The sequence below is a fragment of the Deltaproteobacteria bacterium genome (genome assembly GCA_019308925.1).
In the GTDB taxonomy this organism is placed as follows: domain Bacteria; phylum Desulfobacterota; class B13-G15; order B13-G15; family RBG-16-54-18; genus JAFDHG01.
In genome coordinates this window covers 12,214-27,254 of sequence record JAFDHG010000026.1, presented here as the reverse complement: position 1 = coordinate 27,254, position 15,041 = coordinate 12,214, and the positions used below count along the sequence as shown (strand labels likewise).

At 46.6% G+C, this 15,041-nt stretch carries 18 protein-coding genes and 1 pseudogene; 2 read left to right on the top strand and 17 right to left on the bottom strand.

Annotated elements, in window-relative coordinates; all coding sequences use genetic code 11:
- The 13 genes and pseudogenes from JRI46_05700 to wtpA all read right to left on the bottom strand — a co-directional run.
- The coding region (locus JRI46_05700; GenBank protein ID MBW2039079.1) for a hypothetical protein at positions 1–542 on the bottom strand (542 nt) is incomplete at its 3' end.
- The gene (locus JRI46_05695) at positions 539–1,366 is read right to left on the bottom strand and encodes a hypothetical protein (protein ID MBW2039078.1); all 828 of its coding nucleotides are present in this window, start codon (positions 1,364–1,366) and stop codon (positions 539–541) included. The genes JRI46_05700 and JRI46_05695, both read right to left, overlap by 4 nt.
- A pseudogene (locus JRI46_05690) lies at positions 1,346–2,422 on the bottom strand (site-specific DNA-methyltransferase). The gene JRI46_05695 and the pseudogene JRI46_05690 overlap by 21 nt, the downstream one beginning before the upstream one ends.
- A gap of 214 nt (positions 2,423–2,636) precedes the next feature.
- A complete protein-coding gene (locus JRI46_05685) occupies positions 2,637–2,984 on the bottom strand; it encodes a DUF86 domain-containing protein (GenBank protein ID MBW2039077.1) in 348 nt (115 codons plus the stop codon).
- Positions 2,981–3,271 (bottom strand): nucleotidyltransferase family protein, encoded by a 291-nt coding sequence (locus tag JRI46_05680; protein ID MBW2039076.1) that lies wholly within the window; start codon positions 3,269–3,271, stop codon positions 2,981–2,983. The genes JRI46_05685 and JRI46_05680 overlap by 4 nt, the downstream gene beginning before the upstream one ends.
- A complete protein-coding gene (locus tag JRI46_05675) occupies positions 3,268–3,513 on the bottom strand; it encodes a DUF3883 domain-containing protein (GenBank protein MBW2039075.1) in 246 nt (81 codons plus the stop codon). The genes JRI46_05680 and JRI46_05675 overlap by 4 nt, the downstream gene beginning before the upstream one ends.
- A gap of 196 nt (positions 3,514–3,709) precedes the next feature.
- Positions 3,710–4,108, bottom strand: coding sequence for a hypothetical protein (locus JRI46_05670; protein MBW2039074.1), 399 nt, complete (start codon positions 4,106–4,108; stop codon positions 3,710–3,712).
- Entirely contained in the window at positions 4,105–4,299 is a 195-nt protein-coding gene (locus JRI46_05665) for a hypothetical protein (GenBank protein ID MBW2039073.1), read from the bottom strand. The genes JRI46_05670 and JRI46_05665 overlap by 4 nt, the downstream gene beginning before the upstream one ends.
- A 162-nt stretch (positions 4,300–4,461) precedes the next feature.
- Entirely contained in the window at positions 4,462–4,647 is a 186-nt protein-coding gene (locus JRI46_05660) for a hypothetical protein (GenBank protein ID MBW2039072.1), read from the bottom strand.
- A gap of 11 nt (positions 4,648–4,658) precedes the next feature.
- Positions 4,659–5,117 (bottom strand): PIN domain-containing protein, encoded by a 459-nt coding sequence (locus tag JRI46_05655; protein ID MBW2039071.1) that lies wholly within the window; start codon positions 5,115–5,117, stop codon positions 4,659–4,661.
- A 479-nt stretch (positions 5,118–5,596) separates the two neighbouring features.
- A complete protein-coding gene (locus JRI46_05650; GenBank protein MBW2039070.1) occupies positions 5,597–6,634 on the bottom strand; it encodes an ABC transporter ATP-binding protein in 1,038 nt (345 codons plus the stop codon).
- The gene (locus JRI46_05645) at positions 6,631–7,416 is read right to left on the bottom strand and encodes an ABC transporter permease (protein MBW2039069.1); all 786 of its coding nucleotides are present in this window, start codon (positions 7,414–7,416) and stop codon (positions 6,631–6,633) included. The genes JRI46_05650 and JRI46_05645 overlap by 4 nt, the downstream gene beginning before the upstream one ends.
- 75 nt (positions 7,417–7,491) lie before the next feature.
- Positions 7,492–8,469, bottom strand: coding sequence for a tungstate ABC transporter substrate-binding protein WtpA (wtpA, locus tag JRI46_05640; GenBank protein ID MBW2039068.1), 978 nt, complete (start codon positions 8,467–8,469; stop codon positions 7,492–7,494).
- 162 nt (positions 8,470–8,631) lie between these two features.
- Here wtpA and JRI46_05635 point away from each other — a divergent pair, with 162 nt between their 5' ends.
- Together JRI46_05635 and galU are read left to right on the top strand one after the other, a co-directional pair.
- Positions 8,632–9,528: a helix-turn-helix domain-containing protein gene (locus JRI46_05635; GenBank protein ID MBW2039067.1), complete on the top strand. Its 897-nt coding sequence runs from the start codon at positions 8,632–8,634 to the stop codon at positions 9,526–9,528.
- A gap of 20 nt (positions 9,529–9,548) precedes the next feature.
- Complete coding sequence (galU, locus tag JRI46_05630) at positions 9,549–10,424, top strand: UTP--glucose-1-phosphate uridylyltransferase GalU (protein ID MBW2039066.1); 876 nt, start codon at positions 9,549–9,551, stop codon at positions 10,422–10,424.
- A gap of 70 nt (positions 10,425–10,494) precedes the next feature.
- Here the strand turns inward: galU and JRI46_05625 are convergent, their stop codons facing one another.
- The 4 genes from JRI46_05625 to JRI46_05610 all read right to left on the bottom strand — a co-directional run bounded on the left by JRI46_05625 (position 10,495) and on the right by JRI46_05610 (position 14,971).
- Positions 10,495–10,773 (bottom strand): hypothetical protein, encoded by a 279-nt coding sequence (locus JRI46_05625; protein MBW2039065.1) that lies wholly within the window; start codon positions 10,771–10,773, stop codon positions 10,495–10,497.
- Positions 10,774–10,925: 152 nt separating this feature from the next.
- Positions 10,926–12,221, bottom strand: coding sequence for an adenylosuccinate synthase (locus tag JRI46_05620; GenBank protein MBW2039064.1), 1,296 nt, complete (start codon positions 12,219–12,221; stop codon positions 10,926–10,928).
- A gap of 10 nt (positions 12,222–12,231) precedes the next feature.
- On the bottom strand, positions 12,232–13,815 hold the full coding sequence (locus tag JRI46_05615) for a phosphoglycerate dehydrogenase (protein MBW2039063.1): 1,584 nt from the start codon (positions 13,813–13,815) through the stop codon (positions 12,232–12,234).
- Positions 13,816–13,828: 13 nt separating this feature from the next.
- Positions 13,829–14,971, bottom strand: a complete 1,143-nt coding sequence (locus JRI46_05610; protein ID MBW2039062.1) for an alanine--glyoxylate aminotransferase family protein — start codon at positions 14,969–14,971, stop codon at positions 13,829–13,831.
- Between the last annotated feature and the right edge of the window lie 70 nt (positions 14,972–15,041).

The window sequence follows — 15,041 nt, the reverse complement described above, 5'->3', positions numbered from 1 at the left end:
ATTAAGTAGATAAGACTAAGTAAGGTAAGAAAAATAATTAATGTGGGGTGAAAAAGTTTATATGCACCATTCACATTTTTAAACTTGTCTTTGGCTATACAGGAGTTTATAAATACTTGCTTTTCTAAGTCACCCCAGCGATTTTCTAATGTAGCATTTTTAAAATTTTGATATCCCATATCAGTTATATCTCTCCAGAAAATAAAAGACTTATAATCTTTTTCTCTCAAACTCTCTTTCGGACTTGTTCTTGGTTTTATTGTATTGATAAAGCAATAAAAAAATTTAAATATGCAGTACAAGAATAAGACACAGAGAATTCCAATGGCTACTTTCCAGATAGAATATACGCTCATATTCAAAAGGATATCAATCATCTTTTTTATCTGCGAGACTGCTACACCTAATATTACAAGATAAATGGCTAAAAGAAAGTTAATTTTATTATCAGCCATTTTTATTTGGTCTATCACATATGCTAATTGCCATTTAAAAAATTCGACCTTCTCCTTATAAGGGTAAAAGTCTTTATCGTTATTCATACCCTCACCCTCGTCACTTTATTCGTATCATTCCCAAACACATCCACAACCTTCACCATGATCTGGTATTCTCCCGGCTCTTCATACCTGTGTCTTGCCTTATAATCTACTTTTGGATTTTTCTTTGTCCTAAAACTTTGCCATTGGTTGTGGAAGGTGTCGCCTTTGTAGTCCCAATCTATTGCCCAATAATCTATAAGTTCTCTTGAATCCCTCACCTTGCTTGCGATCTCGGCAAGCTCAGCAGTTGGCGGAATTTGAAAGTCGGTGATTTGGAGAGTTGCTTCTTTATCTTCCACCTTCATCTCAATCTCAAGATAAGCCACCTGAGCAAATTTTACATACTTCGCCAAATCTTTTTCAATTGCTTCATCGGGTATTTTCAGTAACTGTAAGTCAAAACCAACAAGGGCAGATTTTATTTCGTTTACAGAAGGAATTTGAATAAGCCTTAAATCAACTCCGTTCTTCTTTGCCAGCTCTTTTCCTAACTCATTTACCTCATAGCTCCAGTCCCAACCCAGGACATCTGCTTTGTAGAAATTATTGGCTCTGCATTCAATTACTACCTTTTCGATCTCCTCCATCGTAACAGGGGCATTCAAAGGACCAATATGAACTGCCCTTTCTTCTTTTCTCCCGTGCAAATATCTAAAATGTTTTAAGGCTTGAGATTGATAGAGCTTAAGCATAAAGGCAAGATATTCATCTTCTCTCTCCTGCCAGTAAACCGTTTCATAGTTCCCGATATTCCAGAGCTCAAAAGGTCTTGCTGGTTTTTCGTATTTCTTGCCATCATTCTGCAAATCCTTTGAGTTGTGCATATCCAAAAGCCTCTTTCTCGTAACCTGAATGGCAAACTTGGATAAATCAGATCCTATCCATCGCCTGCCGAGCTTTTCTGCAACTGCTAAGGTTGTGCCAGAACCGCAGAATAAATCAGCAACAATATCGCCGGGGTTGGAGGAAGCAAGGATGATGCGCTTTAAGAGGGCTTCGGGCTTTTGGGTATCAAAGTCTAAGATCTCGCTCCTAACTCTGTCGGTGGTGTGAATATCATTCCACCAATCTTCAACTGGTTTCCCCCTTTTTTCTAATTCTTCAGCCTTACTTTCTTTTACTGTCCCCTTATAGGCCAATATCTCACCTGATTTTGCAACATGTATCCCTGACTTGTATTGGACGAATATTTGATTGAAGGTAAAATTATTCGTCTTTGTATAACGAAGAATTATGTCATGTTTTCTCGCAAAGTCTGTTAATGTATGTCCTGGTCCCGTATAACACCAAACAATTTCATTTCTACAATTCTCATACCCAAAAATCTCATCCATCATCACCTTAACATAATGTCCCACATGCCAGTCCAAATGGACATAAATAGACCCATTCTCAGTTAGCAGCTCTCTCATCAAAACCAACCGCTCATACATATACCTGAGATAAGAGGCAATCCCACCACTCCATGTATCTTTGTATGCCCTCTCTTCTATTATTGAAGGCTCTTTTTCTATCCTCTCGTCTCCTAATTTTGTTCTTATTGTAAAATCTGCACCTGTGAAAAACGGCGGGTCGATGTAAATTAGATTTACCTTTCCTGCCCAGCCCTGCTTTATCAAAGAAGACATAACTAATTTGTTATCGCCCCACATAAGCAGATTCTTCCAGTCCTTTGGGTAGTTTTCAGGATATTCATCCTCTGGATATATCTGTGATGGGTCAAAAAGTCCTCCCTCTAATTCTTTTAGTCTTGGTTTGTTTACCGTCTCCACAGCCTGAAAAGGAAGATTGGGCATATCTTGCGGCCTCTTCTCCCCTTTCTCATATTTGTCATATTTCTCTGCCCAGAGCAGTTCCACATATTTTTTGTTTTCAGCCACCTTTATCATCTCCTTGAAACAGATGCCGCCATTTCATATAATTGTTCATAACCGAACTATTTCGTTTATGCTTTCAAATCGGCATATTTTGCGAAGTACTTCGTTTACCCCGTTAGATAGCAAGCATCTAACGGGGTTTATGCCCGAATGTTCTTCTCCTTTGCAGACTCAATACTTACCTCTTTAACAGGGAAACTGATTTCTATAAACCTCTTCATGCACCATCCTTCAAATTTTTTAAAACCTTTTGGATCAAGGGTTCTACCTGTGGAATACGATTCTTAATTGTATGCCAAACAAGATCATACTTAATCCCAAAATAGAAATGAATAAGTTTATCTCTGAAACCAGCCATTTCTCTCCATGGAATGTCAGGATACATTTGTTTTACATCCTCTGGGACATTTTTAGTAGCTTCACCGATAATTTCAAACTTTCTAATTACTGCGCTTGATTTCTCATCGTTCACCTTGAAATCTTCAAATTCCACTCCTTCTACAAATCTCTCTATTGCGGACATCGCCTCTAAAATATCCTTTAGATAGAGTTTTGGATCCCTCATAAATAAATAGCCTCCCTTAAGATGTTTTTCTTTATTTCTGCTCTGATCGCATCGTAAGGAACAACATCAACTTTGAGACCAATCTTTTCTTCAAGAAAAAGTGAAAGCCCCACAAAATGGATAAGATCCGCATCACTTTCAAATTCAACAAGAACGTCAAGATCGCTTTTTTCATGCTCTTCACTCCTTACAAAAGAGCCGAAAATTCCTTTTATGCGAGCTTTATACTTCCGCTCAGCTTCGCCAGCGACCTCTTTGAGAAGTATCATAATTTCTTCTACTTTCATGCCTTTACCCCCGTATTCTTCCATTCCTCTAGAGGAACTATAAACCTCACAACCTCGACCTTTTCCTGAACATTTAAATTCTCTAAGGGGTTATTGATTATGTAAAGGGTTGGATTTACGGCTGCATTGGCGATCACATAAAGCCAGTACTGTTCTTTGAATCTCTTTGCTTTAAACCATTCATTGCAAGTAAGAGCCACAAGACCTTCGTCCTTCCTCGCCTTAACCTCTATATATCTAATTTAAGCAGTTCAGATTCCAATTCAGGGCCACTTAATCTTCTTTTGATATACTCGTTCATTAGACACATGTTCATATCCTCCTTTTAAACTTTGCACAATGTCGTATAACGGTTTCGGTGTATGCGAAGTTGTGCCGAAGGCACAAATTGGGTGAGCGTAGCGAACCACAAACACCGTGTTATACGCTGTTCCGCCATCATTCCTCAAAATCAACCCATCCATTTCTCTCATCAAAAATCACCCGAAATTTGTCAAATATGTCCATTCTTCCCATAAGCATCGGTACTTCTTCAACTAATGCCCACGCTATCCTCACTTTCAGCCTCTTGCCATTCAACACCAAAGTGACCTCCTTGAGAATATAAGGAACTCCTGCTCCTGAAACTCCCTTAATTTCTTGGATGGCGTCTTCTCCCTCTTGCTTAAAGCCAAGCGCTCTACCAAAACGAAAAGGTATCATTGAGACATCAGCACCTGAATCTATGTACATCGGTATTTCCACAGCAAAACCATTATTCTCCAAAATCACCTCTGCTACAGGGCGAAGAACGATTCCTAAGCTACTTCTTTCTTCTCTGAATCTTTGATGTATCATAGTACTAATACCCTTTCCTCGGGCACTTTCGCTACAAAGGGTCTTTCGTGGGGATATTCTCGCCGCACTCTATCGAGCATTTCCTCGATATTCTCCCCCTTTGCCACCACCTCACCATCTACAATGATCACGTATTTATTCTCTAAACCCGTTTTATCGAGTGCTATATATGCGTCGGAATTTTTACTCATGGCTCTACCTCCTTTACATTAAAAATTGGCATCAATTTTTTTAATACTAACGGCGGAATTGCGTATAACGTTCCGAGCGTATCTGAAGTTCCCCGAAGGGGCATTTGGGCGTAGTGCCGAAGACACGGAGCCAGATACGCTCTGTTATACGCCGTGCCTTTATTAGACTGGCTTAACTTGTTTTCCCAACAATTTGAGGTATTCAAAGAAACTTAATCCTTCAAGTTGCGCTTCTTTAGCAATGATTTTCCTTGCGATATGAACTTGCTGTAAAGCAGGGTCGTCTGGGAACTCCTTTTCTACCGTCCTTCTTATTTCCTCGATATCTTTTTCTTTAATTTTGCTCATATTTTCTCCTCCTATAGCAATTCCGCAGGTGTTATAATTTCTATTTGTCTCAAGTTATTTAAAGTATTTACCATCCTCACTATGTCTCTCGTTTTCCTCCTCACTATGTGTTTGAAGTTCCAACTCAAAAGATAGTCTAGCTCGTTTATAACAGCAATGGCAATATGGTAGGCATCCTCAGAGTAACCTTCAGGAACCGTACCATGGCGAATATACTCGCTCGCTATCCATTCAACGTCATCGGTTAAAGAGAACACCGAAAATCGTGATACTGCATCTTTCATTTTACTTCGGAGTTCCATGTCGGGAGTACGTTCAATCTCAGCAACCGTAATTTCGGAGATGAAAGTCTCAAAATTTCCTATTTCCGCGAAAAAAGCTTCTGTGAGTGATTTCCTCTCTGGATTCCTTTCATCAAATAGCGCTGAAATTGCCGAAGTGTCCAGATATACTCTCATTTTTCTTCTCATCTTCGTCTACCTCTTATTCTTCTTAGGCATGGCGTATAATTGTTCATAACCGAACTATTTCGTTTATGCTCCCCAATTGGCATATTTTGTGAAGTACTTCGTTTACCCCGTTAGATAGCAAGCATCTAACGGGGTTTATGCACAACTCTAGGTGAAGCCTCAATCCTTCGACTACGCTCAGGATTAATCCTGAGTTAAATCGAAGGGTCAAATTGTGCCTTTTTGCCATTGTCATCTTCTTTTAGAATCCAAAGAGCCTTTAATCCACCTGCATTATTTGCCCATATCTTACTATCAAATCATGTTTTGGTCAATTTATGAAGAACTACCTTAAGATACCGCTTTTTTACAAAGGAATATGAAAAGGTGGGGTTTCAAAAGGCCTCGATGACCTCTACGCTCATGGCCTTAAAAGTAGAAGAAGGGTGCAACATAATGAGGTGTTTTTTGACGCATATATGGGTAGCTAACTGATCTGGTTAAAAGTTGTGGATAGCCGTCGATTTGAAAGATAAGACTACCGCAACACCCTCATGGACATCTAATTCAAAAAGGGACCTTTTCGTAATCAAAGATTTGAAGGTGACCTGTCCCACCCGAACGTGAACCTCATAATAGAATCCTTGATCGACCACCCCGGTGACAGTTCCCCGGAATGAATTTCTCATACTGGAGGTAAGTTCTTCTCTGCTAATGACAATGTCCTCAGGTCTGATCGCTATGTATCCGTGGCTGTTGGTCGGTTCTGTTCCCAGTTCAACTTCCAAATTGTGGATAATGGCCTTTGTACCCCTGAATTCGGCTGCAAAGAGATTCTTCATTCCAACAAAATCAGCCACAAAGGTCGAACTCGGTCTTTGGAAGATGTCTTCTATGTGACCCACTTGCTCTATTCTTCCGTTATTCATTACTGCGGCTCGCCCTGCCAAGGATAGGGCCTCAGCAAAATCATGGGTTACCATTAAGAAGGTCGTATTAGAAGATTGATGAAGCCTCTTGAGCGCGTTTCTGATTTCTTCCCTGAACCCGGGATCGAGTGCAGAGAGGGGTTCATCGAGGAGGAGCACCATGGGTTCGATCATCAACGCTCTTGCCAGGGCGACCCGTTGTTTTTCACCTCCGCTTAAGTTGGTTGGAAGGCGCTGTTGCAGGTGAGAAAGATTCAATTCTTCAATCAGGCGATGAAGGCGTTTTTCTGCTTGTGTCTTGTCGAGCCTGTGAAAGTGCAGGCCGTAGGTAATATTTTCCAAGACGGTTAGGTGAGGGAAGAGGGCATAGTCTTGATAGACAATGCTGATACCCCGTTTTTCAGGAGGTAGTTTGGTTATTTCCTTTTTTCCAATGAGGATCTTGCCACTTTTGACAGGGACCAGACCAGCTATGGCCTCCAGGAGGACTGTCTTGCCGGCCCCAGTAGGCCCCATTAAGATGAAGAACTCATTTTCCTCTATGCCCAGATTGATATCACGAAGATCAAATTCGAGCAGGTGTGTGTTGAGATCTTCTAATCTGATCATGCTTCTCTCTTTTTGCGCAAGGTAAGGACTCGGAGAATCAGAAACAGGATCAGGCAAATAGATACCAGCCAGACCGCTACAGGCTGGGAATATTTTAGCCCGTAGGCCTCAAAACGTTCATAGATCAAGACCGGCGCAATCATAGGATGGTAGGCTACAATTACCACTGCCCCAAATTCACTGATGGCCCGGGCGCAGCACATGATAATACCGATAAGCATGCTGCGCCATGCAAGGGGAAAGGTAATGCGGAAGAAGGTGCTGGACATAGAGGCTCCCAGGCTACGGGATACCTTTTCCAATCTGGGGGAAATACTTTCAAAACCATCTCTTGCAGCGTTGAGATAAAAGGGCATCCCCACGAAGGTCAAGACAATAACGATACCGGTCACACTTCCCATAACCCGTATCCCAAGTTCACTGAAGACTTGCCCGACCCAGTGGGTTTTCCCTGCGACACTGAGGATTGCGATTCCCACCACAGGATGTGGAATGGCGATGGGGAGGTCAATGATGCCTTCTACCAATCGTTTACCCCTGAAGTTGGTTCGGGCCAGCAGATACGCAAGGGGTGTTCCCAAGACAAAGGAAATCAAAGCGGCCAATCCGGCTGTGTAAATACTCAGCCAGATCGATTGCACGACATTTTTATCTTTTATCGTCTCCTTGAGCATTGCTAGAGAGGGAGCGGTCATCATTTCGATGAGGGGCAGCAGAATAAAGGCCATGATTACAAGACCGCATGAGATGGTAATCCAAAAGAACGGCTCTCTCTTCGTCATCCGATATTTTCCTTCTTCCCCTCCCCTTACTCCCCTTCCGCGAGGAGAGGGTAAACGGTACTTTTTACAAGACTATCAATCCTTAACTTCCACCAACTTTTGCAATTCCTTCGGGAGTTGTGTTTTCATCTTCACCGAAGGGACCCTACAGGGGATAAATGGAGGTTGCCCCATCTCTTTGAGAATCTTCAGCCCCCCATTTGGATCCAAAAGATACTCAAGGAAGGCGATCGCAGCCTCCCTGTTGGGTGCATTCTTTATCAGAGTAACTCCGTAAGTGCAAGATTTCCCCTTCTTCTTTATATAAGTACCTGGTTTTTTGCCTGTGAGGGTCACTACCGCCTGCTTATAGAAGCCGTCACACTTATAATCCCCTAAGTTAATCTTATCGGGAAGTTCTATAAATTTGAGCCCATGCTGAACCGCTACCGACCGGTATTCCCAGGCATAATCCATATTTCCGGTCTGCAGAAGGGCAACCAGTTCCACCGATTTGGGCCTGATATTTTCCTTTGGACGGCTATTAATGAGCTTTTGGTAAAGTCCCGGTTTTTTATAGTACTTTTCTGCCAGTTGAAGCACCATTAAGGACCTGTAACCGCAGGGATCGGCGTTCGGATCTGAATGTCCCCATACGACTCCTTTTCTTGTTAGAATTTCATACCAGTTATTTGCATTGATCTTCCTGGCATATCTACTCTTGTCCGTATAACAAAGGACGAGACGATTGGTGGCAAACCTGATATTCCAGTTCGCATATTCAGGGATGAGTATCCCATCGATGACGGTGAAATCGGCCGATGCCATGATATCGCACGGTTTTCTCAGGTCTGAAACCTTCCGTGCAGCTTTTCGGCTTCCGCTTGCCTCACGTTGAAGATCTACGTTCGGATACTTTGCCTCAAAGGCCTTTTCCATAGCCTCAAAGGGGACTGATAAGCTTCCGGCATGAAATATTATAAGCTTACCCCTGAGCTGCTCAGCAGAGACCTGAGTTGTGTAGAACCCCCCCATGATGCCTAAAAAAGCGAGTACGACCCATCCGGATTTCATTAAGCACCTCCTCCTAATTCTTTTTTTGATTTGGGCCGGCTTCACGCCGAACCGTTTTGTAATTACCTTATTTGTCATTATATGTCAATAATTAATCTTCATTGTTAATTTATCGGGGAAATTGTTATTTTTAATGTTTTTATTGACAAGCATCAGGGCTTCATGGTATACATGATCAGCATGGATGAATTACTTACCACAAAAGAGCTGGCTGATCTTCTTCGGCTTAATGAAAAAAAGGTATATCAACTTATAAAAGAAGGGGTTATCCCCCATGTGAGGATTGCGGGCAAATGGCTCTTTCCCAAAGAGCACATTATGCGCTGGATAGACGAGAATGTGCAAAGGGAGCAAGACATACTCATTGTAGGAAGTGACGATATCCTCCTGGCGAGGCTCTTGGCCCTTTATTCCCGGGATAAGTTCCCTCAATCCCTTACCTTTTATTCCCCAGTTGGTAGCCTGAGAGGCATTCAGGCCCTTTCGCAAAGGAAGGGGCAGGCATGTTGCATACATATTTTGGACCTGGACACAGGAGAATATAATCTCCCCTTCCTCAGCAGACATTTGTCCTCTCAGCAGTACATAGTCGTCAATCTGTGGTACAGGAGACAAGGGCTTATCCTCAAAAAGGGCAACCCCATGGGAATCAAGGGCTTAGAAGACGCACTCAAGAAGGGTTTAAGGTTCATAAATAGGAACGAGGGGTCTGGCACAAGGCTTCTGCTCGAATATCTTTTAGGGGAAAAGGGCTTAGAGGGAAAGGAGATAGTCGGTTTTGCTGACGAGGTGGATACCCATTTAGAGGTGGCCCTCAAGGTCTTCTTTGGAGAGGCAGATGTGGGTATGGGGATAGAATATGTGGCACATCTTTTCCCCCTCGACTTCATCTCCATCCAAGAGGAGAGGTTTGATCTTGTTATTCCAAAGGAGCTTTGGTCCACAAAGGTCATTAAGGGGTTTATTGCCTACATAGACCCCGTGCAGATTCGCAGGCTTTCTCATACGCTGCCCGGCTACAATTTAAAGGATACAGGTAAGGTCATCTTTGAAGGTTGAATCGGAAAGGAGTAGAGGCGATGGAGGCTAAGATCCGCAAAGGGGTAATTCCCGCAGGAGGGTTGGGGACGAGGTTCCTTCCGGCAACCAAGGCGGTCCCCAAGGAGCTCTTGCCCATCGTGGACAAACCAACCATCCAATATATCGTGGAGGAGGCAGTGGCCTCAGGAGTCGAACATGTGATTCTTATTACCGCTAGAGGGAAAGGGGCCATTGAGGATCACTTCGACTGCTCCTTTGAGTTGGAGGAGACCTTAAAGAGGCAGGGGAAGGAGGAGTTGTTGCAGATGGTTAGGGAGGTCTCAGAGATGGCGAGGGTGGTGGCGGTACGTCAGAAGGAGCCCAGAGGCTTGGGACATGCCGTACTGTGTGCTCGCGATGTGGTTGGTGAGGAGCCCTTTGCCGTCCTGTTGGGGGATGATATTGTAGATGGAGATCCTCCCTGTCTTGTCCAGATGGTGGATGTTTATCATCGATGGGGAGGGGGGGTGATCGCCCTGCAGCGCGTCCCCGAAACCGAGACCCACCTCTATGGGATCATCCGGGGGGAGGAGGTGGAGGAGAGGATTTATCGGATCCAGGAGTTGGTGGAGAAGCCCGCACCGGGTCAAGCCCCTTCGAATCTGGCCGTTATCGGGAGGTATGTCCTTCCCCCGGAGATATTTCCCATCCTGGAGAGTACCCCTCCGGGCAAGGGTGAGGAGATCCAGTTGACCGATGCCCTTCAGGAGTTGGCCCGGAGGATGCCCCTCTATGGATACGAGTTCTTGGGGGAGCGGTACGATGCGGGGAATAAGGTGGGCTATCTGCAGGCCAACATAGCCTTCGCCCTGAAAAGCCCCCAACTGGCCGAGAGATTGGAGGAATTTATCAAAAAAGTTATCCCTCTACCCTGAGCAGCGGTATTGGATATCCATGGCATGAAGCATTTACGATGATTATCAAATGTGGTGATATAGTCAAGGATCAAGAGGAGGAGGCATTCCTCCATATTCCGGGAGAGACCTCGAGGTCATAGCCCCCTTCTTTGAAGAATACTAACTCCCAGTGATCATTTATCTCACTGTACTTCAAGATGTAGATATTCTCATCTTCGGCCAAGATCTTGAAATAGGTGTGGTCAGGTCCATACCATTGGTCGATGGTCTTTTTTACCTGGAGCTTCTTTTTGCCCAGAAAGAAGACCAGGGGTCTCTGATTGACCTTGTAACCGGAATAACACTCGACCTTTAACCCTGCGGACATCTTCTCACCCTCCTTTAAAGATGCCCCTACCTTGCCCCTTTGTCAATAGCCATCAGGCCTTGGCCCTTCATGGGTGGTACCAGAATCTTTTTTGTTCAACTAGCTAAAGTGGAGATGATCAACCTCCACGTTGAAGTGAGATATACGCTAGGTCAAGTCAAAAGAGGGTTACGGCGGATGATGGTCTCGTTCCGTTGTGCCCCTATTGACACGATGTGGATAGGGGTCTGGGTCAGCTCCTCTATCCTCTTCAAATACCTTTGGGCGGAAGGGGGAAGCTGGGAGATCTCTTTGGCCCCGCTGATCTCCTCTTCCCACCCCTCCAGCTCCTCATATATGGGCTGACATCGGGCCACCAGCTCAGAGCTAGCGGGGAACTCGGTAATCAAATCATTCCCCACGCGATAGGCGGTGCAAATCTTGATGGTCTTCAGCCCGGTGAGGGTGTCCAACTTGGTGATGGCCAATCCCCCCAGGCCGTTCACCCTCACAGCGTGTCTCACCACTACCGCATCGAACCAACCGCACCTCCTAGGCCTTCCGGTGGTAGCCCCATATTCCCCACCCCTTTCCCTGAGCATTTCACCGATCTCATCAGTTAGCTCGGTGGGAAAAGGACCACCACCTACTCTGGTGGTATAGGCCTTGGTTACCCCTAGGACAAAATCGATCTGGGTAGGCCCGATGCCAGAACCAGCACAGGCGTTGCCGGCCACGGTGCTAGAAGAGGTGACATAAGGATAGGTGCCGTGATCAACGTCCAGGAGGCTTCCCTGGGCACCCTCAAAGAGGATGTTTTTCCCCTCCTTGATCTGTTGGGCCAGAAAGAGGGAGGTGTTTGTGACATACCGTTGGAGCCTTTTCTTATAACCCATGTATTCTTGATATAGGGGTTCCAGCGCAGGTTCCTCTTCCTCGATCTCGTGGGTGAGGTAATACCTTTTCTGAGTCAGGTTTTCCTCAAGTTTTTTGTGGAGGATCTTCTCATCGAGAAAGTCGATGACCCGAATCCCACATCTGGCGGCCTTGTCCTCATAGGCAGGTCCTATTCCCCTTCCGGTGGTCCCGATTTTCCCCCCTGAGCGGATTCGCTCCCTCCCCATGTCGATCATCTTGTGGTAGGGGAAGATTATATGGGCCTCTTCGCTGAGCAGGAACTGGGAGTCGTCCTGCAGATACCCCTTTTCCTTCAATCTATCGATCTCCTCTATGAGGACGTGGGGATCAACCACCACCCCGTTGCCGATAACACATCTCTTCCCCTTATGGAGGATGCCTGAGGGGATGAGGTGAAAGATGAACTTTTGCCCCCCTACCACCAAGGTGTGGCCGGCATTGCTCCCCCCTTGGAAGCGGATGATTACATCGGCGAACTCGGCCAATAAATCGATGATCTTCCCCTTGCCCTCATCCCCCCATTGAGTTCCTACCACTACTACCTGAGCCATATCTTTTACCCTAAAGCTGGGTGAGCCTTACGGAATTCACATGGGGGAGACGGCTGAGCTCGTCCAGGACATCTGCGGGTGGGATAGTGTCTAGGTGGAGGATGCAAAGGGATTTCCCCCCTATCTTGTCTCTGCCGAACTGCATGTTTCCGATGTTTATATTCCTTGCCCCCAGGGTATTCCCTATGTTCCCGATCACTCCAGGTTTGTCGAGGGTGTCGACCAACAGGATGTTTCCCTCTGGTACTGCTTCTATTGAATACTCATTTACCACCACCAGCCTGGGTTCTTTCTTGCCGAAGAGAGTACCCGCCACCGTATGGGTTGCCCCATGTGCCTTTGCCTTCAGGGTTATGAGGCTGGTGAAGTCAGCCGCCTCAGTTATCTTGGACTCCTGAAAGTTGATGCCTCGCTCCTTGGCGATAAATGGGGCATTTACATCGTTGACGTATTCGTCCATATAGGAGGAGAGGATCCCCACTAGGATGGTCGAGGAGATGGGAGCCACATTGTACTTTGTGACCTCCCCCTGATACTCGATAATAAGGTCCTTTAAGGGGAAGGGGCATGTCTGGACGAAGAACCCCCCCATCTTCTGGCCGAGGTTGAGATAGGGGCCCAAGGTGGCCAGGACCTGAGCGTCCACAGAGGGGACGTTGGTGGCGTTTCTGATGGTGCCCTCGGTCAAATGGGCGACAATCTGTTGGGCGATGGCAATGGCCACATTCTCTTGCGCCTCGCTAGTGGAGGCACCGAGGTGGGGGGTACACACGATATTTTCCACATCTAACAGGGGGTTGTCTGGGGGTGTGGGTTCTTGGGAATATACATCTACTGCCGCTGCCCTTACCTTGCCATTGCGGCAGGCCTGTGCCAGGGCTTCTTCGTCGACGATTCCTCCCCGGGCGCAATTTATCAGCATCACCCCATCTTTCATCTTGTTGATGGCCTTGGTATTTATCAGGTTCTCTGTCTCTTTGGTCTTGGGGACATGTATGGTGATGATATCAGAACGGGCAAACAGCTCGTCCAGGGAGACCAATTCCACCCCTTTTTGTTTGGCTAGATCAGGGGAGATATAGGGGTCGTGCGCGATCACCTTCATCTTGAGCCCCAGGCCCCGATCGGCCACAATGCTCCCTATGTTCCCGAGTCCGATGACCCCCAAGGTTTTGCCGAAGACCTCCACGCCCATGAAGCGCTTTTTTTCCCATCGCTTCTCCCTCATAGAGGCCACGGCCTGAGGGATGTTTCTGACGATGGCTAGCATCAGGGCAATGGTATGTTCCGCAGCGGCCATGGAGTTTCCACCCGGTGTGTTCATGACCACAATCCCCTTTTTTGTGGCCGCCTCCACATCAATATTGTCCACCCCTACGCCTGCCCTGCCGATCACCTTGAGGTTATGGGCTGACTCAATGATCTCGGCGGTTACTTTAGTAGCACTGCGCACCACCAGGCCGTGATATTCCCCGATGATGGCCCGCAACTCCTCTGGGGAGAGGCCTGTCTTTACCTCAACCTCGATCCCCTTGGTCCCTTTTAAGATCTCCACCCCGTGGGGGGAGAGATTGTCGCTCACCAATACCTTCATAACCATACCTCCTCTAGTTGGAGCCTAATATCTCCTCTGCTTTCTTTATCCCTTTGCCCAGCTCCACGGGGTACCCCATATCCTTCAGGGTAAGTTCCAGTGCACTGACCGCCTGGATGATGTCCATCGGCTGAAAGTAGCCCAAATGGGCGATGCGGATGATCTTCCCCTTTAATTGGGATTGCCCTCCGGCGACGATGAGGCCGAACTTATCTTCAAAGTTCTCTTTTAGTTTTTTTCCATCGATCCCTGCCGGCGCCTTGATGGCAGTAAGGGCATTGCAGGGGGATTCAGGGGCAAGGAGTTCCAGACCCAGGGCCTTGGCCGCCTCCCGGGTTGCCTGGGCAAGTTTCTCATGTCTCTTAAAGGCGTTCTCCAGACCCTCATCTTTGATCATCTTGAGGGCCTCTCGTAGCCCCACTATCAAAGATATGGCCGGGGTAAACTGATTTTGGTTCTTCTGGGCAGAGGCCAGTTCCTTTTTAAAATTGAAGTAATATTTGGGGAGGGTGGATCTCTCCACAAACCCCCATGCCTTGTCGCTAAGGGCCACAAAGGACAGACCAGGTGGGAGCATGAAGGCCTTCTGCGAACCACTGACCACAACATCCAGGCCCCATTTATCCATGGGGAGGTCGAATACCCCCAGGGCCGAAATGGCATCCACCACCAGGATGGTCCCCTCACGCCCCTTTATGATCTCGGCAATCTCTTTGATGGGGTGCATCACCCCGGTGGAGGTCTCGCTGGCCTGGATAAAGACCGCCTTAATGGAGGGGTTTGCATCTAGGGCCCTCTCGATTAAGACGGGCTCCACCGCCTCACCCCAGGGTACATCGATAGGGGTAAAGTCCACACCATAGGCCTCACAGATCTCCCCCCACCTCTCGCCGAACTTCCCGCCCCTCACCACCAGGGCCTCGTCACCGGGGGAGAGGGTGTTACACACTGCACCTTCCATGGCCCCTGTACCTGAGGAGGCAAACAAAAGCACCTCGTTTTTGGTCTGAAAGACGTATTTTAATCCTTCCCTTACCTCTTGAAAGAGCTCCTCAAAGGCGGGGTCCCGATGATGGATCACCGGTCCTGCCATGGCGAGCAAGACCTTTTCGGGGACAGGGGTAGGCCCCGGTGAAAAGAGTTGCTTTTTTATCATGATATTTCCTCCCTGAAGGTCAGTTTGTTCATATTCTCACAAGCACCGTATTTTATTTGAGCTAAACGAC

Bases quoted from the DNA above. Each gene is read 5' to 3' on its own strand.
- JRI46_05660 (MBW2039072.1), bottom strand. From the start codon at position 4,647: ATGAGCAAAATTAAAGAAAAAGATATCGAGGAAATAAGAAGGACGGTA.
- JRI46_05695 (MBW2039078.1), bottom strand. From the start codon at position 1,366: ATGCACAACTCAAAGGATTTGCAGAATGATGGCAAGAAATACGAAAAA.
- wtpA (MBW2039068.1), bottom strand. From the start codon at position 8,469: ATGAAATCCGGATGGGTCGTACTCGCTTTTTTAGGCATCATGGGGGGG.
- JRI46_05680 (MBW2039076.1), bottom strand. From the start codon at position 3,271: ATGAAAGTAGAAGAAATTATGATACTTCTCAAAGAGGTCGCTGGCGAA.
- JRI46_05610 (MBW2039062.1), bottom strand. From the start codon at position 14,971: ATGATAAAAAAGCAACTCTTTTCACCGGGGCCTACCCCTGTCCCCGAA.
- JRI46_05645 (MBW2039069.1), bottom strand. From the start codon at position 7,416: ATGACGAAGAGAGAGCCGTTCTTTTGGATTACCATCTCATGCGGTCTT.
- JRI46_05650 (MBW2039070.1), bottom strand. From the start codon at position 6,634: ATGATCAGATTAGAAGATCTCAACACACACCTGCTCGAATTTGATCTT.
- JRI46_05655 (MBW2039071.1), bottom strand. From the start codon at position 5,117: ATGAGAAGAAAAATGAGAGTATATCTGGACACTTCGGCAATTTCAGCG.
- JRI46_05625 (MBW2039065.1), bottom strand. From the start codon at position 10,773: ATGTCCGCAGGGTTAAAGGTCGAGTGTTATTCCGGTTACAAGGTCAAT.
- JRI46_05685 (MBW2039077.1), bottom strand. From the start codon at position 2,984: ATGAGGGATCCAAAACTCTATCTAAAGGATATTTTAGAGGCGATGTCC.
- JRI46_05620 (MBW2039064.1), bottom strand. From the start codon at position 12,221: ATGGCTCAGGTAGTAGTGGTAGGAACTCAATGGGGGGATGAGGGCAAG.
- JRI46_05670 (MBW2039074.1), bottom strand. From the start codon at position 4,108: ATGATACATCAAAGATTCAGAGAAGAAAGAAGTAGCTTAGGAATCGTT.
- galU (MBW2039066.1), top strand. From the start codon at position 9,549: ATGGAGGCTAAGATCCGCAAAGGGGTAATTCCCGCAGGAGGGTTGGGG.
- JRI46_05665 (MBW2039073.1), bottom strand. From the start codon at position 4,299: ATGAGTAAAAATTCCGACGCATATATAGCACTCGATAAAACGGGTTTA.
- JRI46_05635 (MBW2039067.1), top strand. From the start codon at position 8,632: ATGGTATACATGATCAGCATGGATGAATTACTTACCACAAAAGAGCTG.
- JRI46_05615 (MBW2039063.1), bottom strand. From the start codon at position 13,815: ATGAAGGTATTGGTGAGCGACAATCTCTCCCCCCACGGGGTGGAGATC.